At 75.5% G+C, this 20,196-nt stretch carries 19 protein-coding genes and 1 pseudogene; 10 read left to right on the top strand and 10 right to left on the bottom strand.

All coding sequences use genetic code 11. The annotated features are described in order from the left end of the window. Positions 1-115 precede the first annotated feature (115 nt). The 3 genes from ACI79A_RS05985 (at position 116) to ACI79A_RS05975 (ending at position 4,138) form a co-directional block, all read left to right on the top strand. Positions 116-1,453 (top strand): class II 3-deoxy-7-phosphoheptulonate synthase, encoded by a 1,338-nt coding sequence (locus ACI79A_RS05985; protein ID WP_457080966.1) that lies wholly within the window; start codon positions 116-118, stop codon positions 1,451-1,453. A gap of 77 nt (positions 1,454-1,530) precedes the next feature. Then, complete coding sequence (locus ACI79A_RS05980; RefSeq protein ID WP_457080964.1) at positions 1,531-2,562, top strand: threonine aldolase family protein; 1,032 nt, start codon at positions 1,531-1,533, stop codon at positions 2,560-2,562. 118 nt (positions 2,563-2,680) lie between these two features. Next, positions 2,681-4,138: a GntP family permease gene (locus tag ACI79A_RS05975; protein ID WP_457080962.1), complete on the top strand. Its 1,458-nt coding sequence runs from the start codon at positions 2,681-2,683 to the stop codon at positions 4,136-4,138. Positions 4,139-4,215: 77 nt separating this feature from the next. Here the strand turns inward: ACI79A_RS05975 and ACI79A_RS05970 are convergent, their stop codons facing one another. The 5 genes from ACI79A_RS05970 to ACI79A_RS05950 form a co-directional block, all read right to left on the bottom strand. Beyond that, on the bottom strand, positions 4,216-5,391 hold the full coding sequence (locus ACI79A_RS05970) for a S8 family peptidase (protein ID WP_457080960.1): 1,176 nt from the start codon (positions 5,389-5,391) through the stop codon (positions 4,216-4,218). 143 nt (positions 5,392-5,534) lie between these two features. Continuing rightward, entirely contained in the window at positions 5,535-6,452 is a 918-nt protein-coding gene (locus ACI79A_RS05965) for a deoxyribonuclease IV (protein ID WP_457080958.1), read from the bottom strand. 10 nt (positions 6,453-6,462) lie between these two features. After that, positions 6,463-8,469, bottom strand: a complete 2,007-nt coding sequence (gene pknB, locus ACI79A_RS05960) for a Stk1 family PASTA domain-containing Ser/Thr kinase (RefSeq protein WP_457080956.1) — start codon at positions 8,467-8,469, stop codon at positions 6,463-6,465. A gap of 154 nt (positions 8,470-8,623) precedes the next feature. Continuing rightward, positions 8,624-9,727 (bottom strand): alpha-hydroxy acid oxidase, encoded by a 1,104-nt coding sequence (locus ACI79A_RS05955; protein ID WP_457080954.1) that lies wholly within the window; start codon positions 9,725-9,727, stop codon positions 8,624-8,626. Between the two features lie 29 nt (positions 9,728-9,756). Then, positions 9,757-10,176 carry a pyridoxamine 5'-phosphate oxidase family protein gene (locus ACI79A_RS05950; protein ID WP_457080952.1) on the bottom strand — a complete coding sequence of 140 codons (420 nt, stop codon included), beginning with the start codon at positions 10,174-10,176 and terminating at the stop codon, positions 9,757-9,759. A 61-nt stretch (positions 10,177-10,237) separates the two neighbouring features. Here ACI79A_RS05950 and ACI79A_RS05945 point away from each other — a divergent pair, with 61 nt between their 5' ends. From ACI79A_RS05945 to ACI79A_RS05935, 3 genes and pseudogenes are all read left to right on the top strand, one after another. After that, the gene (locus ACI79A_RS05945; RefSeq protein ID WP_457080950.1) at positions 10,238-10,561 is read left to right on the top strand and encodes an Rv2175c family DNA-binding protein; all 324 of its coding nucleotides are present in this window, start codon (positions 10,238-10,240) and stop codon (positions 10,559-10,561) included. 24 nt (positions 10,562-10,585) lie between these two features. After that, positions 10,586-10,936 carry a lycopene cyclase domain-containing protein gene (locus ACI79A_RS05940; RefSeq protein WP_457080948.1) on the top strand — a complete coding sequence of 117 codons (351 nt, stop codon included), beginning with the start codon at positions 10,586-10,588 and terminating at the stop codon, positions 10,934-10,936. Next, positions 10,933-11,142 (top strand): annotated as a pseudogene (locus tag ACI79A_RS05935) (lycopene cyclase domain-containing protein); the annotation flags it as partial. The gene ACI79A_RS05940 and the pseudogene ACI79A_RS05935, both read left to right, overlap by 4 nt. Here ACI79A_RS05935 and ACI79A_RS05930 read toward each other — a convergent pair. Genes ACI79A_RS05930 through ACI79A_RS05920 form a run of 3 tightly spaced genes read right to left on the bottom strand, consistent with a single transcriptional unit; the run spans position 11,139 to position 14,727 of the window. After that, entirely contained in the window at positions 11,139-12,095 is a 957-nt protein-coding gene (locus ACI79A_RS05930) for a phytoene/squalene synthase family protein (RefSeq protein ID WP_457080946.1), read from the bottom strand. The pseudogene ACI79A_RS05935 and the gene ACI79A_RS05930 overlap by 4 nt on opposite strands. Further along, on the bottom strand, positions 12,092-13,603 hold the full coding sequence (gene crtI, locus ACI79A_RS05925; protein WP_457080944.1) for a phytoene desaturase family protein: 1,512 nt from the start codon (positions 13,601-13,603) through the stop codon (positions 12,092-12,094). Before crtI ends, ACI79A_RS05930 begins: the two co-directional genes overlap by 4 nt. After that, the gene (locus tag ACI79A_RS05920) at positions 13,600-14,727 is read right to left on the bottom strand and encodes a polyprenyl synthetase family protein (RefSeq protein ID WP_457080942.1); all 1,128 of its coding nucleotides are present in this window, start codon (positions 14,725-14,727) and stop codon (positions 13,600-13,602) included. Before ACI79A_RS05920 ends, crtI begins: the two co-directional genes overlap by 4 nt. 168 nt (positions 14,728-14,895) lie before the next feature. On the opposite strand from ACI79A_RS05920, the gene metF reads away from it, so the two are divergent. After that, positions 14,896-15,795, top strand: coding sequence for a methylenetetrahydrofolate reductase [NAD(P)H] (gene metF, locus ACI79A_RS05915; RefSeq protein ID WP_457080940.1), 900 nt, complete (start codon positions 14,896-14,898; stop codon positions 15,793-15,795). A gap of 3 nt (positions 15,796-15,798) precedes the next feature. Here the strand turns inward: metF and ACI79A_RS05910 are convergent, their stop codons facing one another. Next, complete coding sequence (locus ACI79A_RS05910) at positions 15,799-16,416, bottom strand: hypothetical protein (RefSeq protein ID WP_457080938.1); 618 nt, start codon at positions 16,414-16,416, stop codon at positions 15,799-15,801. 84 nt (positions 16,417-16,500) lie between these two features. Here ACI79A_RS05910 and ACI79A_RS05905 point away from each other — a divergent pair, with 84 nt between their 5' ends. From ACI79A_RS05905 to ACI79A_RS05895, 3 genes are read left to right on the top strand one after another with little or no spacing between them, the layout of a single operon-like run. Beyond that, on the top strand, positions 16,501-17,607 hold the full coding sequence (locus ACI79A_RS05905) for a transcriptional regulator (RefSeq protein ID WP_457080936.1): 1,107 nt from the start codon (positions 16,501-16,503) through the stop codon (positions 17,605-17,607). Then, positions 17,604-18,539 (top strand): ABC transporter ATP-binding protein, encoded by a 936-nt coding sequence (locus ACI79A_RS05900; protein WP_457080934.1) that lies wholly within the window; start codon positions 17,604-17,606, stop codon positions 18,537-18,539. The genes ACI79A_RS05905 and ACI79A_RS05900 overlap by 4 nt, the downstream gene beginning before the upstream one ends. Further along, complete coding sequence (locus tag ACI79A_RS05895; protein WP_457080932.1) at positions 18,536-19,345, top strand: ABC transporter permease; 810 nt, start codon at positions 18,536-18,538, stop codon at positions 19,343-19,345. Before ACI79A_RS05900 ends, ACI79A_RS05895 begins: the two co-directional genes overlap by 4 nt. A gap of 7 nt (positions 19,346-19,352) precedes the next feature. Here ACI79A_RS05895 and ACI79A_RS05890 read toward each other — a convergent pair whose 3' ends face one another. Continuing rightward, positions 19,353-20,165: a lipase family alpha/beta hydrolase gene (locus tag ACI79A_RS05890; protein ID WP_457080930.1), complete on the bottom strand. Its 813-nt coding sequence runs from the start codon at positions 20,163-20,165 to the stop codon at positions 19,353-19,355. Positions 20,166-20,196: the final 31 nt, after the last annotated feature.

Below are 20,196 nucleotides of genomic sequence, written 5' to 3'. Positions count from 1 at the left end.
GTCCGCTGTCCGGTGCCCCACGCGCCCCAACCGCCACACGCCGCCTGGCGACGGGGGTTTCCCACGATGCGGACGCGCGTCCCAGCAGCTGCCCGCCGGGCCGTACCCTCGTCCTGTGAGCCTGCCTGAACCCGCGGAACTGGTCCCCGACCTGGACCGGTGGCGGGGTCTGCCCGCCGCCCAGCAGCCGGAGTGGCCCGACCGCGCCGCGCTGGACGCCGTCCTGTCCACGCTCTCGACCGTCCCGCCGATCGTCGCGCCGGCCGAGGTCGACACCCTGCGCCAGCAGCTGGCCGACGTCGCCCAGGGCAAGGCGTTCCTGCTCCAGGGCGGCGACTGCGCCGAGACCTTCGACCTGAACACCGAGCCGCACCTGCAGGCGACCACCCGCACCCTGCTGCAGATGGCCGTGGTGCTCACCTACGGCGCCAGCGTGCCGGTGGTCAAGGTCGGCCGGGTCGCCGGGCAGTACGCCAAGCCGCGCAGCTCGAACACCGACGCCCTCGGCCTGCCCTCCTACCGGGGCGACATGGTCAACTCGCTCAACCCGGTGCTCGAGGAGCGCATCCCCGACCCGGGTCGGCTGGTGCGCGCCTACGCGAACTCCGCGGCCGCGATGAACATGATCCGCGCCTACGCCCGGGGCGGGCTGGCCGACCTGCACGCGGTGCACGACTGGAACAAGGACTTCGTCGCCACCTCGCCGGCCGGGGTGCGCTACGAGGTGATCGCGCGGGAGATCGACCGCGCCCTGGCGTTCATGAAGGCGTGCGGCATCGACTCCGACGCGCTGCGCGGGGTGGAGCTCTACAGCAGCCACGAGGCGTTGATCCTGGACTACGAGCGGGCCCTGCTCCGGATGTACGAGGGCCGCCCCTACGCGCTGAGCGCCCACTTCGTGTGGGTGGGCGAGCGCACCCGGCAGATGGACGGCGCGCACATCGAGTTCGTCTCCAAGCTGGCCAACCCGATCGGGGTCAAGATCGGCCCGACGACGACGCCGGAGCAGGCCACCGAGCTGGTCGAGCGCCTCGACCCCGACGGCATCCCCGGGCGGCTGACCCTGATCAGCCGCATGGGCAACGGGAAGATCCGCGACGTCCTGCCGGGCATCGTGGAGAAGGTCACCGCCAGCGGCCACCAGGTCGTCTGGCAGTGCGACCCGATGCACGGCAACACGCACGAGTCCCCCAGCGGCTACAAGACCCGGCACTTCGACCGGGTCGTCGACGAGGTGCTCGGCTTCTTCGACGTGCACCGCGGACTGGGCACCTGGCCCGGCGGCATCCACGTCGAGCTGACCGGTGAGGACGTCACCGAGTGCCTCGGCGGTGCCATGGAGATCAGCGACGCGGACCTCAACAGCCGCTACGAGACGGCGTGCGACCCCCGGCTGAACACCGGCCAGTCGCTGGAGCTGGCGTTCCTGGTCACCGAGATGCTGCGCGGCTGACCAAGGACCCCACTGCCCCCCCCACCACTCGCACACTCGCGGCGGGCCCCTGCAGCGGGGCCGAGAGGCACAGAGGAATGACGACTTCGACCAGCGGCGCGGTCGACCTGCGCTCGGACACCGTGACCCGGCCGACGGCCGGGATGCGGCGGGCCATGGCCGAGGACGAGGTGGGCGACGACGTCTACCGCGAGGACCCGACGGTCAACGCCCTCGAGGAGCGGGTCGCCGCCCTCTTCGGGCACGAGGCCGCCCTGTTCGTCCCCTCCGGCACGATGGGCAACCAGATCGGCCTGCGGCTGGTCTGCGAGCCCGGCCAGGAGGTCGTCGGGGACGCCGACGCGCACGTGTTCACCTACGAGATGGGCGCCGCCGCGGCGCTGTTCGGCCTGGCCAGCCGCACGGTGGTCACCGGGGGGCCGCTGTCGGCCGAGCAGCTGATCGCCCAGGTGCGCCCCAAGGACGACTGGCACGTCACCTCGACCGCGGCGATCGCGGTGGAGAACACGCACAACCGCGGCGGCGGGCTGGTCCAGCCGCTCGAGGAGTTGCAGGCGCTCTTCGGCTGGACCCGCGAGCACGACGTCGCCGTCCACCTCGACGGCGCCCGGATCTGGAACGCGCACGTGGCCTCCGGGGTCCCGCTGGAGACCTACGGCCGGCTGGCCGACACCGCATCGGTGTGCCTGTCCAAGGGCCTGGGTGCCCCGGTCGGCTCGGTGCTGGTCGCCGACGCCGAGCGGATCGCCGCGGGCCGGCTCTGGCGCAAGCGCCTGGGCGGGGGCATGCGCCAGGCCGGCGTGCTGGCCGCCGCCGGGCTGTTCGCCCTCGACCACCACCTGCAACGGCTGGCCGAGGACCACGCGCACGCGCAGGCGCTCGCCGAGCGGCTCGGCGTCGACCCCGACGGCGTGCCGACCAACATGGTCGTCGTCGACGACGTCCCCGCCGCCGAGGTCGCCGCCGCGGCGCGGGCCCAGGGCGTGCTGGTCGGGCAGGTCAGCGGCCGGCGGATCCGGCTGGTCACCCACCTGGACGTCGACCGGGCCGGGGTGGAGCGGGCGGCGAAGGTGCTCACCCAGGTGATCGGCGAGCTCACCGGCCGCTGAGCGAGCCAGGTCACGGTCCCGTCGCGGCCGGACTGCGGTGATGATCACCGACTGACAGAGTGGGGCCCACCCGGTCCGCCGGGCAGGTCCCACTCTCGTCGACTCGAAGAGGCCCGCCGTGGAAGACGTCGAACCCGCCCTGGGCACCACTCCGCTGTTGCTGATCGCAGTCGGAGCCGTCGCCGTCCTGCTCGTCCTGATCATGAAGCTCAAGGTCCACGCCTTCGTGGCGCTGGTGCTGGTGAGCCTGCTGACCGCGCTCGCCACCCGAATCCCGGTCGGCGAGGTGATCGACACGATGCTCTCCGGCTTCGGGTCCACCCTGGCCAGCGTCGCGCTGCTCGTCGGCCTCGGCGCGATGATCGGCAAACTGCTGGAGGTCACCGGCGGCGCCCGCGTGCTGGCCGACTCGATGATCGGCCGGTTCGGCGAGAAGCGGGCGCCCCTCGCCCTCGGCGTCGCGTCCCTGCTGTTCGGATTCCCGATCTTCTTCGACGCCGGGTTCGTCGTCTTCCTGCCGATCATCTTCAGCGTCGCCAAGAGCTTCGGCGGCTCCGTCCTGATCTACGCGCTGCCCTCGGCGGGGGCCTTCGCGGTCATGCACGCCTTCGTGCCCCCGCACCCCGGCCCGGTCGGCGCCGGCGACATCCTCGGCGCCGACATCGGCCTGCTCGTGGTCGTCGGCCTGGTGATCGGCGTGCCCACCTGGTTCATCGCCGCCTACCTGTTCAGCCAGTGGATCGGCCGTCGGGTGCACGTCCCGGTGCCGACGACCCTGGGCGGCGAGCGGCTGCCCGACGACGAGCCGGACGGCGGCGAGAAGGCGGCCGAGGGCACCGTCGCCGGCACCACGCCGGGCACGGGGAAGACCGCGGTCGCCCACCGGACGACGCCGCCGAAGTTCGGCACCGTGCTCGCCCTGCTCCTGCTGCCGCTGGTGCTGATCCTGCTCAACACCGGGTTCAACACCCTGGCCACGGCCGGCGCCGTCGACGACGAGGCCGGCTGGCTGCAGTGGGTGACCTTGCTCGGTCAGACCCCGGTCGCCCTGCTGATCACCCTGCTGGTGGCCGCGGCCGTGCTCTCCCGCGAGCGGTTCTCCCGGAGCGAGACCGAGCAGCTGCTGAACTCCTCGATCGGCCCCGTCGCCGCGATCATCCTGATCACCGGCGCCGGCGGCATGTTCGGTGGCGTCCTGCGCGCCAGCGGGATCGGCACGGCCTTGGCGGACAGCCTGGAGTCGATCGGTCTCCCGGTGATCGTGGGCGCCTTCGTCATCGCCACCTGCCTCCGGGTCGCCCAGGGGTCGGCGACGGTCGCCCTGCTGACCACGGCCGCGCTGGTCGCCCCGGCGGTCGAGGCCGGTGACCTGTCCCGCCTGGACGTCGCCTTCGTCGTCATCGCGATCGCGTGCGGTTCGACCGTTCTCTCCCATGTCAACGACTCCGGGTTCTGGCTGGTCGGGCGGTTCCTGGAGATGGACGTGAAGACGACACTGCGCACCTGGACGGTGATGGAGACCCTGATCGGCGTGGTGGGCTTCGCCATCGCGTGGGTGCTCAGCGGCATCTTCTGACGCCCCGCTCGGAGCGCGGACGACCGCGGCCGGGCAGCCCCGAGGGGCGGCCCGGCCGCGGTCGTGCCGAGTGCCGGTCAGTAGGCGCTGAACAGCAGGTCGTTGTTCGCCGTGCGGGTGGTCCGGACCGCGTCCTTGGTGGTGCCGGCGGTGATGGCCGAGCCCACTGCCGCCGGGGAGGCCGCCGGGTTGCCCTGCAGGTACAGCGCGGCGACGCCGGCGACGTGCGGCGTGGCCATGGAGGTGCCGCTGATCGTGCTGGTCGCGGTGTTGCCGGTGTGCCAGGTGCTGGTGATCCCGACGCCGGGGGCGAACAGGTCCACGCAGGTGCCGTAGTTGCTGAACGAGGCCGGGGCGTCGGTGCGGTCGGTCGCCCCGACGGTCAGCGCACCGGCGACCCGGGCCGGCGACGTGTAGCAGGCGTTCTGCGGCACGCCCTGGGCGTTGCCGTTGCCGGCCGCCACCGCGTAGGTGACCCCGTCGGCGATCGAGCGCGCCACGGCGTTGTCCAGCGCGGTGCTGGTCCCGCCGCCCAGGCTCATGTTGGCCACGGCCGGCTGCCCCGGCCGGTGGTGGGCGGTGACCCAGTCGATGCCGGCGATGACGCCGGCGTTGCTGCCGCTGCCCGCGCAGTCCAGCACCCGCACCGCCACCAGCTGCACGCCCTTCGCCACCCCGTGCGCGGTGCCGCCGACGGTGCCGGCCACGTGCGTGCCGTGGCCGTTGCAGTCGTCGGCGCTGCCCCCGTCGACCGCGTCGAAGCCGGAGACCGCCCGGCCGCCGAAGTCGCCGTGCGTGAGCCGGATGCCGGTGTCGATGACGTAGGCGGTGACCCCGGCACCGGTGGCGGCGTAGCCGTAGCTGCCGTTCAGCGGCAGCGACCGCTGGTCGGTGCGGTCCAGGCCCCAGGTGGCCGAGGACTGGGTGGCGCTGAGCTCGACCGGCGCGTCCCGTTCGACGCCGGCCACGCCCGGCAGCGTGGCCAGCCGGTCCGCCACCGCGGTGGGCAGCTCGACGGCGAAGCCGCTGAGGGCCGCGGTGTACACGTGCTCGACCTCGCCGCCGAGCCGCTGGGCGGCCTGCTCGGCGATCGCGGCCGCGGGCGAACCCGGCACCAGGCTCACGATGTAGGTGTCCTTCGGCCCGGTGGGCGCGGCGGAGGCGGTGCCGGCGGTGGAGCCGAGGCCGGTGGCCACCAGGGCGGTCAGGGCGGCGGTAGCCAGGGTCCGGCGGGGGAGGCTGCGGTTGGGCACGGGATCTCCTCGGTCGACGCGGCCGCACTCTCAGATACGGCTCAGACACGGAGAGTCAAAGCGCCCGTCGTCGTCCCGTAAAGGGCGGAGCCGGTGGGATCGATCCCGGACCGGCGCGTCCGCAGAACTCGCCGACGGCCGGGTCAGCCCGGGAGCGTCGTCCCGTCCCGCAGGGCGCACAGCAGCGCGATGTCCCGGGCGTGCCCGTCGTCGGCGCTGGGCGTCTCCACGACCACCGGCACGCCGGCGAGCGCCGGGTGGGTGAGCAGCTCGCCGAACGGTGCGGCACCGATCGAGCCGGCGCCGATCGTGGTGTGCCGGTCGCGCGTGGAGCCGCGGGCGTCGAGGGAGTCGTTGGCGTGCACCAGGCCGAGCCGGCCGGGGCCGACCGTCGCCTCCAGCGCAGCCAGCATCGCGGTCATGCCGCCGGGGGCCGCCAGGTCGTGGCCGGCCGCCCAGGCGTGGCAGGTGTCCAGGCAGACCCCGACCGCCGGGTGGTGCTCCAGCGCGGCCAGGTACGGGCCCAGGTCCTCCACCGTGGCGGCGAGCGACTTCCCACCGCCGGCGGTGGGCTCGATGAGCAGCCGGGGCGCGCCGTCGGGGAGGTCGTCCAGCACCGGGAGCAGCCGGTCGTGCAGCTGCGCCAGCGCCGCCTCGTAGCGGTCCTCACCGACGGCGGAGCCCGCGTGCACCACCACGCCCACGCAGCCCAGCTCGCGGCCGCGGGCCAGGTTGTGCCGGATGGTCGCGATCGACTGCTCGACGGTCGCGTCGCTGGGGGAGCCGACGTTGACCAGGAAGGGGGTGTGGATGAACGAGGGCACCCCGCGCTCGGCGCAGCCGGCGGTGAAGGCCGCGTCCTGCACCGGGTCACCGGCGCTGGGCTTCCAGCCGCGCGGGTTGCCGACGAACACCTGGACGGCGCGGGCGCCGACGGCGTCGGTGTAGGCCAGCCCGCCCTTGGCGAGGCCGCCCTTGATCTGGATGTGCGCGCCGATCGGCGGCAGGACCCGGGGGGAGGGCAGTGCGGGAGCGGGCAGGGCGGTGCTGGGGGAGGTCACGAGGAGGAGGTCACCCGAAGCTGATGAGGATGCGGACGGTGCTGCCCTGGTCGACGACCTCGCCGGCCCGGGGGCTCTGCTGGAACACGCGGTCGCCCGCGATGAACTGGGTGGACTCGGCCTCCAGGCCCGCCTGGGCGAGCAGCGCGGTCGCCTCGTCCTTGGACTTGCCCTTCACGTCGGGCACGGTCACCTGGGGCACGCCTTCGGAGACCTGGATCGTCACCGTGCTGCCGTAGGGCTGCGCGGCGTCCCCGGGGCCGGGGCTGACCGCCATCACCTCACCGGGGTCGACGTCGGCGCTGCGCCCGGTGGTCCGCTCCACGGTGAAGCCGCGGTCCTCCAGGTTGGTGGTCGCCGCCTCGGGGCTCAGGCCGACCACGTCGGGGACCTTTACCGGGGCGCGCCCGGCGCTGACCACCGCGGTGACCGTGTCACCGCGCTTGAGCTCGGTGCCGGCGGCCGGCTCGAAGCCCAGGACGGTGCCGACGGGCTGCTCGTCGTCGAACTCCTCGCGCGAGGTGACGGTCACCGGGACCTGGGCCTCGGTCAGCGCGGCCTGGACCGCCTCCAGCGGCTGCCCGACCAGCCCGGGGTCGACCTCGAACCGCTCCGGCCCCTTGGAGAGCACCAGGGTCACGTCGCTGCCGCGGATCGCCTCGCCGTCGGCCGGGTCGGCGGAGATGACCGTGCCCTCGGGCAGCTCCTCGCTGAACTGCGGCTCGCCGAAGGCCGGGTCCAGCCCGGCCTCCTGGAGCAGTCCGACGGCGGTGTCCCGGTCCTGGTTCAGCAGGTCCGGCACGTCGGTCCAGCGACCGCTGCCCAGCCACCAGCCCACCGCGCCGATGGTGACCGCCAGCAGCAGCACGACGGCGATCGCCAGCCGGGCCCGCCGGCGGCGGATGTGCGGGGGGACGCCCGGGCGGACCGACGGGTGCCGCGGCGCCGTGGGCCGGGCGCCGTCCACGTGCGCCGTCGCACCGCTGCCGGGGAGCACGGTGGTGCCGCGGCTGCGGCCCCCGCCGAGCACCTCGGTGCGCGGGTCGCCGGAGCCCGGGCCCGGCGCGCTCGCCCCGCGGGGGCGCGGTGCGGTGGACCGGTTGGTGGGGCGCAGCGCCCCGGGGGCGTCGGTGGTGCGGCCGGTGGGCACGGGCACCCGGGCCATCCCCAGGTCGGCCCGCAGGTCGACGAGCTCGGCGAGGAAGGCCCCGGCGTCCAGCGGACGGGCCGCCGGCTCGCGGCGCGTCGTGCGCGCGACCAGCTCGTCGACCTGCCAGGGGACGCCCGGCACCTCCGCCGACGGCGCCGGGACGTCGTGGTGCACGTGCTGGTACGCCACCGCCAGCGCGGTGTCGCCCTGGTACGGCGGATGACCGGTGAGCAGCTCGTAGAACATGATGCCGGCGGCGTAGACGTCGCTGCGGGCGTCGCTGCGCCCCCGCTCGAGCTGCTCGGGGGAGAGGTAGGCGACTGTGCCGATGAGCACGCCGCCGGTGTGGCTGGTCTGCCCGGTGCCGGCGACGGCGCGGGCGAGACCGAAGTCGGCGACCTTCACCTGGCCGTCGGTGGAGATCAGCACGTTCTCCGGCTTCACGTCGCGGTGCGCGATGCCGGCCCGGTGCGCGGCGGTCAGGCCGGCGAGCACCGGCTCCAGCACGGCGAACGCCTCGCCGACGGTGAGCCGGCCGCGGGCCTGCAGCAGGTCGCGCAGGGTGCGCCCGCGGACCAGCTCCATCACCAGGAAGACCAGGCCCTGGTCGGCGCCCTGGTCGCTGACGGACACGACGTTGACGTGGCTGAGCATCGCCGTCGCCCGCGCCTCGCGGGTGAACCGGTCGACGAACGCGGGGTCGTGCGCCAGGTGCTCGGCCATCACCTTCACCGCGACGGTGCGGTGCAGCCGCAGGTCGGTGGCGGCGTAGACGGTGGACATGCCGCCGCGCGCAAGGCGCTCCTCGAGGCGGTAGCGCCCCTCGAGGACCAGGCCGACCGCGGGGTCGGTCACGACGGTGTCCACGCCGCTGAGTCTAGGAGCGGATCGGTCCGGCTGGACGAAACGACGCGGACACGTCGGGACGGTGAGCCGGGTGTGACCCGATGGGCTGGACGGACGGCGGTGCCGCGGTCCAGCCGGTGGTCGGCGGACGCGCCGGCCGACCAGCGGCGCCGGCTCAGCGCGAGGCCCCCCCGGCGGGACACCCGGCCCGGACGACGGTGTCCCGGGGTACCGAGCGCACGTCGTCGAGTCCGCACACCAGCATGGTGTGCGCCAGCTCCCCGCTCAGTCCACCCAGCACCTGCGCCACGCCGTCGGCGCCGCCGCCCGCCAGCCCCCAGGCGGTGGGCCGGGCGACGAACACCGCCCGGGCGCCCAGCGCGAGGGCGACCAGCGCGTCGGACCCCGACCGGATCCCGCCGTCGACGTAGACCTCGACCTGCCCGGCCACCGCGTCGACGACCTCCGGCAGCGCCTCGGCGCTGGCCACGACCGGGTCGGCCTGCCGGCCGCCGTGCGTGGACACCCAGACGGCGGCGGCGCCGGCCTCGACGCAGCGGGCCGCGTCGTCGCCGCGGAGCACGCCCTTGACCACCACGGGCAGCCCGGAGACCTCACCGAGGCGGCCGATGTCGGCCAGCGTCCACGCCGGTGACTCGGCGGCGCGCATGGACACCGGCGCGCCCCCTGCGCCGGGGTGGTTCGCCATCAGCAGCCCGGTGGGGAGGTCGAAGCCGTTGCGCAGGTCGCGCAGCCGCCGGCCGAGCACCGGCACGTCGACGGTCAGCACCAGGGCCTGGTAGCCCGCGGCGCCGGCGCGGCGGGCGAGGTCGTCGGTGTGGGCGGGGGAGTGCAGCTGGTAGAGCTGGAACCAGCGCGGCCCGGCCGGGGTGACGGCGGCGACGTCTGCCAGCGCGGTGTTGGCGCTGGTGGAGACGGTCATCAGCGCGCCGGCCTCCGCCGCTCCGCGGGCGGTGGCGCGCTCGCCGTCCGGGTGCGCCATGGCCTGGAACCCCCACGGCGCCACCCCGACCGGGGTGGCCACCGGCGCGCCCAGCAGCGTGGTGCCCAGCCGCGGTGGGGCGTCGCCCCGCAGCACCCGTGGGCGCAGCCGCCAGGCGCGCCAGGCCGCGGTCGCCTCGGTCAGGGTGATCTCCGCCCCGGCGCCGCCGGCGTAGTAGTCGTAGACGTCGGCCGGCAGCTGCCGCCGGGCCCCGGCCTCCAGCGCGGCGAGGTCGAGGTACGGGGGGACCGGCCCGGAGGCGTCGCTGCTCGACATGGAGCTGGAGCCTAGGGAAGCCCCGGCGGTCAGCCCAGGTCGGCGGAGAGCCACCGCTGGGGGCGGAGGTGGACGACGACCTGGTCGCCGTGGTCGGCCAGCGACATCGCGACGTAGCCCTCCACCGCCTCCGGGGGCAGGTACCGCCGGGCCATCGCCCGGACGTCGTCCTCGGTCGCGGGGCGGGTGTCGGCCACCGGACCCTCGACGGACACGTACCGGACGCTGGGGGTGACCCGGTCGACCAGCAGGGTGAACCGGCCGGCCGCCTCGATCGACCGGGCTTTGCGGGAGGCGGTGGGGGTGACGATCCAGGCCGTGCCGCCCGGGGTGTAGCCGTACCAGATCGGCACGGTCAGCGGCCCGCGGTCGGGGCCGGCGGCGACCGACAGCGCGGCGACGTGCGGTTCGGCGAGGAACTGCTCGCGTTCGACGGTGCTCAGCGTCATGGCCGGCAGGCTGCCGCGGGGGTCCGACAGTCCCGGTCGGGGCCCGCCCTAGGCTGGTCGCGTGGACACGCTCACCCCCGCGGAGGTCGCCCAGCAGCTCGGCGTCTCGCCCAACCGGGTCCGCCAGCTGCTGCGCGAGCACAAGCTGATCGCCGTGCCCGGCAGCGGCAACAGCAAGATCCCGGCCGACCTGCTGCTCGACGGCGAGGTGCTCCGGCACCTGCCCGGGCTGCTCACCGTGCTGATGGACGGCGGCTACACCGAGGAGGAGGCCTTCGACTGGCTGTACCGGGAGGACGACACGCTCCCGGGCACGCCGGTCCAGGCGCTGCGCGACGACCGGCACCGCGAGGTCGTGCGCCGCGCCCAGGCGCTGGCCTTCTGAGCCGGCGATCGTGCTGAGCCGGCGATGGAGCAGCTGACCTACGGGGCGCTCCTGGTGGGCTGCCTCGTGGTCACCGCCCCGCTGGAGCTGCTGCTGCGGGTCCGGGTCTACGCCCGCTGGCGGCGGCTGCTGCTGGCGCTCGTCCCCGAGCTGGTCGTCTTCCTGGCCTGGGTGCTCTACGCGATCGAGCAGGGGCACTGGGACTACAGCGCCACCCGCACCATCGACGTCCGGCTGCCCGGCGGCATCCCGGTCGAGGAGGTGCTCTTCTTCGTCGTCGTGCCGATCTGCGCGGTGCTGGCCCTGGAGGCGGTGCGGAAGGTGACCGGCTGGGACGCGGGGTACCCGGCGCGCGAGGCGGAGGACGGGCGATGAGCTACAGCGCACTCGCCGTGATCGCCGTCGTCGCCGTGCTGGTCGTCGACCTCGCCGTGCTGCGCACCCGGCTGGTCACCCGGCCGGTGTTCTGGACCGCCTACGCGATCGTGGTCGGCTTCCAGCTGCTGATGAACGGCGTGCTGACCGGCCTGGACGTGGTCACCTACGACCCGGACGTCATCTGGGGCCCGCGGATCGCCTACGCCCCGGTCGAGGACCTGCTGTTCGGCTTCGCCCTGGTGCTGCTCACCCTGGCCAGCTGGGCAGCGGTCAACCGGCGGGCGAACACCGCCAGGCGCCGCGGCCTGGACACCCGCACCCGGCGGTCCAGCACCCGGTAGTCGGCGCGCTCGATCTCGGTGAGGATGCCGCCGTAGAGCGCGGTCGCGGCGCGGACGCAGTCCCGGGACTCCCGCGCCAGCATCGGGGTGCCGGGTGCGGCGTCGTCGTACCGGCGGCGGGTCACCGCGACCATCTCCCGCATCAGCGCGGTGAACCCGGGGGAGTGGCGCCTGGCGGCCAGCTGCTCCCGGGTGACCCCGTGCGCGGCCATCAGGTCCGCGGGCAGATAGACCCGGCCGCGGTCGACGTCCTCGGCGACGTCGCGCAGGAAGTTGGTCAGCTGGAAGGCCTCGCCCAGGGCGATGGCGTGCGGCGCGGCCTCCTCGCGGGTCACCCCGGGGGCGGTGCCCAGCACGGGGAGCACCTGCAGCCCGATGACCGACGCCGACCCCCACATGTACCGGTCCAGGGCGTCGAGGTCGGCGTAGCCGGTGACGTCGAGGTCGCTGGTCATCGCGGCGAGGAAGTCGACCAGGTGCTCGACCGGGATGCCGTACCGGCGGTAGGTGTGCACCAGCGCCAGCCGGACCGGGTCGTCGGACCAGCCGGCGGAGACCTCGTCCAGGGCCGCGGTCGACCAGGCGAGCAGCTCGCCCTCGGGATCGCGGCCGGGCTGGTCGGCGCCGACGTCGACGATGTCGTCGGCCACGCGGGCGGCGGCGTACAGCGCGTGGATGGCCGCCCGGCGGTCGGGGGTGAGCAGCCGGGTGGCCAGGAAGTAGGACTTGCCGTGCTCGGCGGCGATCCCCCGGCACACCGCGTAGGCCGCGTCCAACTGCGCTTGCTGCTGCTCCCGGGTGGGCGGTGGCGTCATCGCTGCACCCCCGTGATCCGCTCGGCGGCCAGCCGGCCGCTGATCACCACCATCGGCACCCCGACGCCGGGCTGCACCGACGAGCCGGCCAGCACCACGTTCTCCGGGCCCGATCGGGGCAGGGTGGACGGGCGGAACGGCCCGGTCTGCCCGAAGGTGTGCGCCAGCGCGAACGGGGTACCCGCGGCCATGCCCTGCGCCGCCCAGTCGACGGGGGTCAGCAGCTCCTCCACCTCGATCGCCTCGCCGACGCCGGTCCAGCCCCGCGCGTCCAGGGTGGCCAGCAGCTCCTCCCGGTAGCGGGGGGCCAGCACCGGCCAGTCGAGGTCGGGGTTGCCCCCGCTGCGCGGGTCGAGGTTGGGAGTCGGGGCGACGACGCTGAGCACCGAGCCGCCCGCGGGGGCCAGGGCCCGGTCGGTCACCGAGGGCATGCTGATCAGCAGGCTGGGGTCGCTCATCGGGCGACCGTCGCGGGTCAGCTCGTCGAACACCTGCCGCCAGGTCTGCCCGAAGCTGATCGTGTGGTGCGCCTGGTCGGGGAACGTCGCCCGGGCACCCAGGTGCAGGGCCACGCAGGAGGGCGAGTGGACCGGGCGACGCGGGCCGCGCAGGCCGGGCACCAGCCGGTGCGGGGCATCGGCGGTCACCACGACGGCGTCGGCGGGCAGCCGGTCGCCGTCGGCCAGCCGGACGGCGGTGACCCGGGAGCCGTCGACCTCCAGCTCGGCGTCCACCTCGTAGCGGAACTCCACCCCGGCGTCGGCGGCCGCGGCGGCCATCGCCCGGGGCACCGCGCCGATCCCGCCCTCGGGGTGCCAGACCCCGGCGCCGATGTCGAGCTGGGCGATGACCGCGTAGGCGGCGATGGCCCGGAACGGCGACACCCCGGCGTAGAGGGCCTGGAAGCTGAACAACCGGCGCAGCCGGTCGTCGGCGAAGAACCGTTCGACGTGCGAGGACAGCCGCCGGAAGCCGCCGCGGCGGACCAGCTGCACCAGCTCGGGGCCGGCCAGGTCCAGCGGGGAGTCCAGGTTGCGGTCGATGAAGGTGCGCAGCTGCAGCCGGTAGAGCTCGGCCAGGTCGTCGAGGTAGCGGTGCAGCGCCGCGGCCTCGGCCGGTCCGCACAGCTGCTCGACCTCGGCGGCGAACTCGGCCCGGTCGGCGTGCACGTCCAGGTGCGAGCCGTCGGCGAACTGGGCGCGGTAGGTGGTGGTCAGCGGGGTGAGGGTCAGCCGGTCGGCCAGCCGCTCGCCCACCGCGGCGAAGGCGTCCTCGACGATCTCCGGGGCGGTGAACACCGACGGGCCGGTGTCGAGTGTGTAGCCGGCCCGGGTGACCACGCCGGCCCGTCCGCCCGGGCCGGGGCAGCGGTCGACGACGGTGACCTCGCGGCCGGCGCCGCGCAGCCGGAGGGCGGCCGACAGCCCGGCGAGCCCGGCGCCGACGACGACCACCCGCTCGGTGCGGCCCGGGACGGTGCGGACCCGGCCGCGGCGCAGGCCGCTCACGCGGTGCGGGTGGTCGCGGCGACGGCGAGCGCGTCGAGCGCGGCGCGGGCGTCCTCGGCCACGGGCGCCTCGGCGATCGCCGTCCGGGCCAGGGTGGTCCGCTCCGCGATCCGCTCCTCGACCCGGGCCCGGGCGCCGGTGGTCTCGATCAGCTCGCGCAGCGCGGCGAACTGCTCGGGGCCGGCGGCCGGGTCGCCCAGCGACTCGGCCAGCAACCGGCGCCCGGCGGAGTTGGCGCGCTCCTCGGCCAGCGCGATGAGCAGGGTCTGCTTGCCCTCGCGCAGGTCGTCGTCGGCGGACTTACCGGTGACCTCGGGGTCGCCGAAGACGCCCAGCACGTCGTCGCGCAGCTGGAAGGCCTCGCCCAGCGGCAGGCCGATCGCCGTGTAGGCCTCGGTCACCTCCGGGGCGGCGCCGGCGATGGCCGCGCCCAGCTGCAGCGGCCGCTGCACGGTGTAGCCGGCGCTCTTGTACCGGGCGACGGTCAGCGCGCCCTCGGGGCCGGGCAGCCCGCCCGCGGCGCGCAGCAGGTCCAGGTACTGGCCGGCGGTCACCTCGGTGCGCATCACGTCCCAGACCGTGCGGGCCCGGGCCAGCGCCGCGGTGGAGATGCCGGACCGGCGCAGCTGCTCGTCGGACCAGACCAGCGCCAGGTCGCCGACGAGGATCGCGGCCCCCACGCCGAACAGGGCGGGGTCGCCGCCCAGCCCGTCGTCGCCGTGCCGGGCGGCGAAGCCGACGTGCGTGGCCGGCCGGCTGCGGCGGGTCAGGGCGCCGTCCATCACGTCGTCGTGCACCAACGCGCTGGCGTGCACGAATTCCAGCGCGGCGACGGCGCGCAGCACCGACTCGTCGTCCTCGGCCGGGGCGGACCCGGTGGCCCCGCGCCAGCCCCAGTAGGCGAAGAGCGGGCGCAGCCGCTTGCCGCCCTCGGCCAGGGCGCAGACCTCGTCGACCACCGGCGCCAGCTGGGGCGCCATGGCCCCGAGGGTCGCGCGCTGCTCGGACAGGAAGGTCTCGAGCGCGGCGCTGACCGCGGCGCGGACCCGGTCCAGGTCGGCCGCCCGCGGGGCGGCGACCCCGGGGCCGGATGGACGGTCGCGGTGCTGGGTCCCGGCGGTCACCGGGCCAGTATTGCCCAACTCGATCGGTCCCGGCCCGATCAAGGTGTCAGTCGACTGACACCGGTTCATCTGGTCTCCCGCCCCGGACCCCGGTGGGCCCCGTCTCGTGCTGTCCGGGTTCCTTCGCCCGCGACCGGCGGTCCGGATGCAGTCACTACGCTCATCCTCGTGACCGGCACGGTGCGCGAGCTCCTCGCCCAGGGGCGGCCCACGTGGTCGTTCGAGTTCTTCCCGCCCAAGGACGCCGCGGGGGAGACCCAGCTGTGGACCGCGCTGCGCGAGCTGGAGCGGCTGCAGCCCTCCTTCGTGTCGGTGACCTACGGCGCCGGCGGCTCCACCCGCGAGGGCACCGTGGCGGTGACCGAGCGGATCGCCGCGGAGACCACGATGCTGCCGCTCGCGCACCTCACCGCGGTCGACCACAGCGTCGCGGAGCTGCGGCACGTGGTCAGCCGGCTGGCCGCCGCCGGGGTGCGCAACCTGCTGGCGCTGCGCGGCGACCCGCCCGGCGCCGACCCGCAGTCGGAGTGGCTGGCCCACCCCGAGGGCGTGGAGTTCGCCGCCGACCTGGTCGGGCTGATCAAGGACGCCGGCGACTTCTGCGTCGGCGTGGCCGCCTTCCCCGAGCTGCACCCCCGGTCGCCGGACGCCGAGGCCGACACCGAGATGTTCATCGCCAAGTGCCGCGCGGGCGCGGACTTCGCGATCACCCAGATGTTCTTCCGGGTGGAGGACTACCTGCGGCTGCGCGACCGGGTGGCCGCCCGCGGCTGCGACGTCCCGCTCATCGCCGGGGTGATGCCGGTGACGAACGCGCGGCAGATCGCGCGGATCGTGCAGCTGTCCGGGCAGGCGTTCCCGGACGAGCTCGCCGAGCGGTTCGCCGCGCTGGACGGCGACACCCCCGAGGCGCGTCGGGCGGTGCGGGCGCTGGGCGTGGAGGTGGCCACCGAGATGTGCGGCCGGTTGCTGGACGAGGGCGTCCCGGGCATCCACTTCATCACCATGAACCGCTCGACGGCGACCCGGGAGGTCCACGCCAACCTGGCCGGGGTGCCGGCGGTCTGACCCTCAGCGGGACAGCAGCTGGTCGGCCTCCCGCGCCGCCAGGCGCAGCCCCTCGTGCTCGGCGGCGTAGCCACCGACGACGCCCACCACCGGCAGCTGCGACAGTGCCCGGTGGCGCAGCTTGCCCTTGGGCCGGGCGTCCAGCGCGTCGTCGATCCGGCCGAGCAGCCGGCCGACCCGCCACAGCGCCCGGGCCGCGCCGCCGACGCCGGAGCGCCGCTCCCCGAACGCCTCCTGCGCGTACACCCCGCGGTCGCGGTCCAGCAGCGGGCGCACCTGCTCGGCGGGCAGCTCGCGGTCCAGCAGCACCCGGGTGAGCAGGCTGATCCGGTCGGCGGGGTCGGTCACCCCGTGCTCGGCGGCGACGCCGAGCACGACCAGGGACTGCACCGCCGAGCCGACGGTGTTCTGCAGCGGCAGCAGGGAGGCCAGCCGGCCGGCGAACCGCGGCGCCGCCGAGACGCCGGCCGCGACCCGGCTGACCCGGTCGGCCCACCACGCGGCACGCCGCTCGGCGGGCAGCTCGGGCGGCCGGCCCAGCCGCCGGACCACGGGGGCCAGCACCCGGTCGACCCGGTGCAGGACGTCGACGACCACGGCGTCGCTGATCGGAGGAGCCACCCCGGGAACGGTAGGGCCGGCACGGCGCGGTCGCATGATCACCGGCTCCGGCAGGTGCCGCGTGACCGACGTACCGTCTTCGGCGTGGCGCGACGGCGGACCGGGGCAGCCGCCCGCTGGGCAGCCGTGGCCGCCGCGGTCGCGGTGCTGGTCAGTCTGCCGGCGCTGGTCGCCGCGTGGCCGGCCACCGACTCCGCCGTCTCCGCGCCGGACCTCCGGGCGCAGGCGCTCGCCTCGGCCGACGTCCCGTACTCCGGCTACGCCCAGGCGGCCGGTGGCCTGGCGCTGCCGGTCGGCCAGCAGCTCACCCCGGTCGCCGACCTGCTCAGCGACCGGACGTCGATGCGCACCTGGTACCGCGGCCCGCTGGACTGGCGGGTGGACGTGGTCACCCCCACCGGGGAGACCGGCGTGCACCTGAGCCCCGCCGGTCGCTGGACGTGGGAGTACGAGGAGGCGCGGGTCACCCGGTCCGCGGCCGGCAGCCCGCTCGCGCTCCCCACGGCACCGGACCTGCTGCCCACCGCGCTGGGCCGCCGGCTGCTGTCCGAGGCCGAGGACGACGAGCTGTCCCGGTTGCCGGCCGCGCGGATCGCCGGGCGCGACGCCCTGGGCCTGCGCCTGGTCCCGTCGGACGCGGCGTCCTCGGTGGCCCGGGTCGACGTGTGGGTCGACGCCGGCAGCGGCCTCCCGCTGCGGGTGCTCGTCGTCGGGGACACCGGCACCGGCCCCGCGCTGGACACCGCGTTCCTCGACGTCGACGTCAGCACGCCCCCGGCCTCGGTCACCCGGTTCACCGCGGTGCCGGCGCACGACCTGCGCGCCGGCCCGGACCAGCAGCTGCTGGACGCCGCCCGGGCCGGCGCCCGCCGCGACGTCGTCCTGCCCGCCGCACTCGCCGGCCTGGACCGGCGCGCCGTGCCGGGGGTGCCGGAGTCGATCGCCGCCTACGGCCGCGGGGTCACCGTGCTGGTCGTCGCGCCGCTGCCGGCGGAGGCGGCCGGGGGGCTGCGGGGTGCGCTGCGGCGCGCGCCGGACGCCGTCGTCGACGAGCTCGGCGTGCGGCTGGCGGCCGGGCCGCTGGGGCTGATGCTGGTCGACGGACGGAACGGGCCGCTGCTGCTGACCGGCACGGTCGACGGCGAGGCGCTCGCGCTGGCCGCGGCCGAGCTGACCGGCGGCGACCGGTGAGCACGGTGATCGCGACCGCCGGACTGGTCAAGCGGTACGGCCGGCTGCGCGCCGTGGACGGCATCGACCTCGACGTGCGCGCCGGGGACGTCTACGGCTTCCTGGGCGCCAACGGCTCGGGGAAGACGACGACGGTGCGGATGCTGCTGGGCCTGGTGCTGCCCACCGAGGGCGAGGTGCGGCTGCTGGACCGGCCGATGCCGCGGCGGGGGCGGGAGGTGCTGCCCCGGGTGGGGTCGCTGATCGAGGGCCCGGCGCACTACGGCCACCTCTCCGGACGGGCCAACCTGTCGCTGCTGGACGCCGCCGGCCCCGGCGGGTCGCGGCGCACCCGGCGGTCGCGGATCGACACGGTGCTGGAGCAGGTCGGGCTGGCCGGGGTGGGCCGCCGGCCGGTGCGCGACTACTCGCTGGGCATGCGCCAGCGGCTGGGCCTGGCGGGTGCGCTGCTGCGCCGTCCGGAGCTGCTCGTGCTCGACGAGCCCACCAACGGCCTGGACCCGCAGGGGATCTCGGAGATCCGCGAGCTGCTGCTGGAGCTGAACCGCGAGGGCACCACGGTGTTCCTCTCCAGCCACCTGCTGGCCGAGGTCGAGATGCTGGCCACCCGGGTCGGGGTGCTCGACCGCGGGCGGCTGGTGCTGCAGGACGAGCTGGCCGCCCTGACCGCGCCCACCGGTGCCACGGTCGTGGAGACCACCGATCCGCAGCGGGTGCGCGCGGCGCTGGACGGCCGGGTGCTCTCCGCCGATGGCTCTCGCGCCGTCGTGCGCGGCGCGGACCCGGCCGAGGTCAACGCCGCGCTGGTGGCCGCCGGGGTGCCGGTCACCGGGCTGGCGCTGCAGCGGCCCACCCTGGAGGAGGTGGTGCTCGCCGCGGCCAGCACCAGCGCCGACCGGGTCGACGCGCCGGGGGAGCGGGGGCGCCGGTGATCAGCGTCGAGCTGCGCAAGCTGTTCCGCCGGCCCCGCACCTGGGTGACGATCGCCCTGCTCAACGCGCTGCCGGTGCTGGTGGCCGTGCTGCTGGCGGTCACCGACCTGGCACCCCGGCCGGGGGAGGGGCCGGCGTTCCTCTCCGCGGTGCTGACCAACGGCACCCTGTACCCGCTGGCCGCGCTGGCGATCGTGCTGCCGCTGTTCCTGCCGATCGCGGTGGCGCTGATCGCGGGGGAGTCGGTGGCCGGGGAGGCGCAGGCCGGCACGCTGCGCTACCTGCTGGCCCGCCCGGCCGGGCGCACCCGGCTGCTGGTGGCGAAGCTGGTCGCGCTGATCGCCTTCGTCTTCGTCACCGTGCTGGTGGTCGCGGTGGTCGGATACCTGGTGGGGCAGCTGCTGTTCGACGTCCAGCCGATCGGCGGGACGGCCTTGTCCGGGACGACGCTCACCGCCCAGGAGCTGGCCGGCCGCACCCTGCTGGCCATCGGCTACGTGACCGTGTCGATGCTCGGGGTCGCGGCGTTCGCGCTGTTCTTCTCCACGCTCACCGACTCCCCGCCCGCGGCGATGCTCGGGGCGCTGGCGGTGCTCATCGCCTCCTCGCTGCTGCTCACCCTGGACGCCGCGTCGTCCTTCGCGCCCTACCTGCCCACGCGGTACTGGCTGGCGTTCGTCGACCTGTTCCGCGACCCGGTGTTCTGGCGGGACATCGTGCGTGGCCTGGCGCTGCAGGGGGTCTACGTCGGGGTGCTGCTGGTCGCGGCGTGGGCGAACTTCACCACCAAGGACATCACCAGCTGACGGGGGCTCACTCGGCGGCGAGCGTCGCGCAGTCGTCGGGTCCCAGCTCCACCGGGTCGCCCGGCTGCAGCTGGGCCACCACCATCGCCTGCACCAGCGGATCGGTCGGCAGCTGGCCGTGGGCGACGCGCGAGTCCGCGCACACCGACTGCACCGGCAGCTCCAGCGCTCCGGCCAGCTCGGCCGACGCCGGCGGGGTGACCGTCCGGTCCACGGTGGTCCAGATCGACACCCAGCTCGGCCCGGAAGGCGTCTCGTCCGTGGCGTTCAGCCCGGCGAGCAGCTCGCTGTCGGTGGTCAGCTGCTGGCAGCCCACCCCGCACTCGTCCGGCACGAAGCTGCGCGCCAGGTCCGCGACCGTGGTGCCGTGGTGCGGCGACCCGAGGGTGACCACCCGCCGGGCCTGCGCGGCGCCCCCGTCGGCGGCCCACACCCGGGCGATCACCCCACCGGCGGAGTAGCCGACGACGTCGACGCTCTCCGCGCCGGTGCGGGCCAGTGCCGCGTCCACGGCGTCCCCGAGCGCGTCGGCCGAGGCCCGCAGATCGCCGGTGCCGCCGTCGGGCACCTCGACGACGGTCGCGTCGCGCCCCTCGGCGGTGAGCCGCTCGGCCAGCGGCCGCAGCGACTCCGTCGACCCGCCGTAGCCGGGCACCAGCAGCACCGGGCCGGGACGCTCCGGGTCGGCCGTGCCCACCGGGCCGGTGTCGTCGTCCCCGGTCAGCAGCGGGACGGCGACCGCGACCGCCGCCGCCACCAGCACGAACACCAGGAGGACCAGCAGCAGACGACGGCGGGCGGGAGCGAGACCGGCGAGCACGGCACCACTCTCCCTGCCGCCAGCGCCCGGT

This window comes from Modestobacter sp. SYSU DS0657, assembly GCF_054050925.1.
This window is presented reverse-complemented; position numbering and strand designations above follow the sequence as displayed.

Bases quoted from the DNA above. Each gene is read 5' to 3' on its own strand.
- ACI79A_RS05980 (WP_457080964.1), top strand. From the start codon at position 1,531: ATGACGACTTCGACCAGCGGCGCGGTCGACCTGCGCTCGGACACCGTG.
- ACI79A_RS05940 (WP_457080948.1), top strand. From the start codon at position 10,586: ATGGAGCAGCTGACCTACGGGGCGCTCCTGGTGGGCTGCCTCGTGGTC.
- ACI79A_RS05930 (WP_457080946.1), bottom strand. From the start codon at position 12,095: ATGACGCCACCGCCCACCCGGGAGCAGCAGCAAGCGCAGTTGGACGCG.
- ACI79A_RS05955 (WP_457080954.1), bottom strand. From the start codon at position 9,727: ATGTCGAGCAGCGACGCCTCCGGGCCGGTCCCCCCGTACCTCGACCTC.
- ACI79A_RS05950 (WP_457080952.1), bottom strand. From the start codon at position 10,176: ATGACGCTGAGCACCGTCGAACGCGAGCAGTTCCTCGCCGAACCGCAC.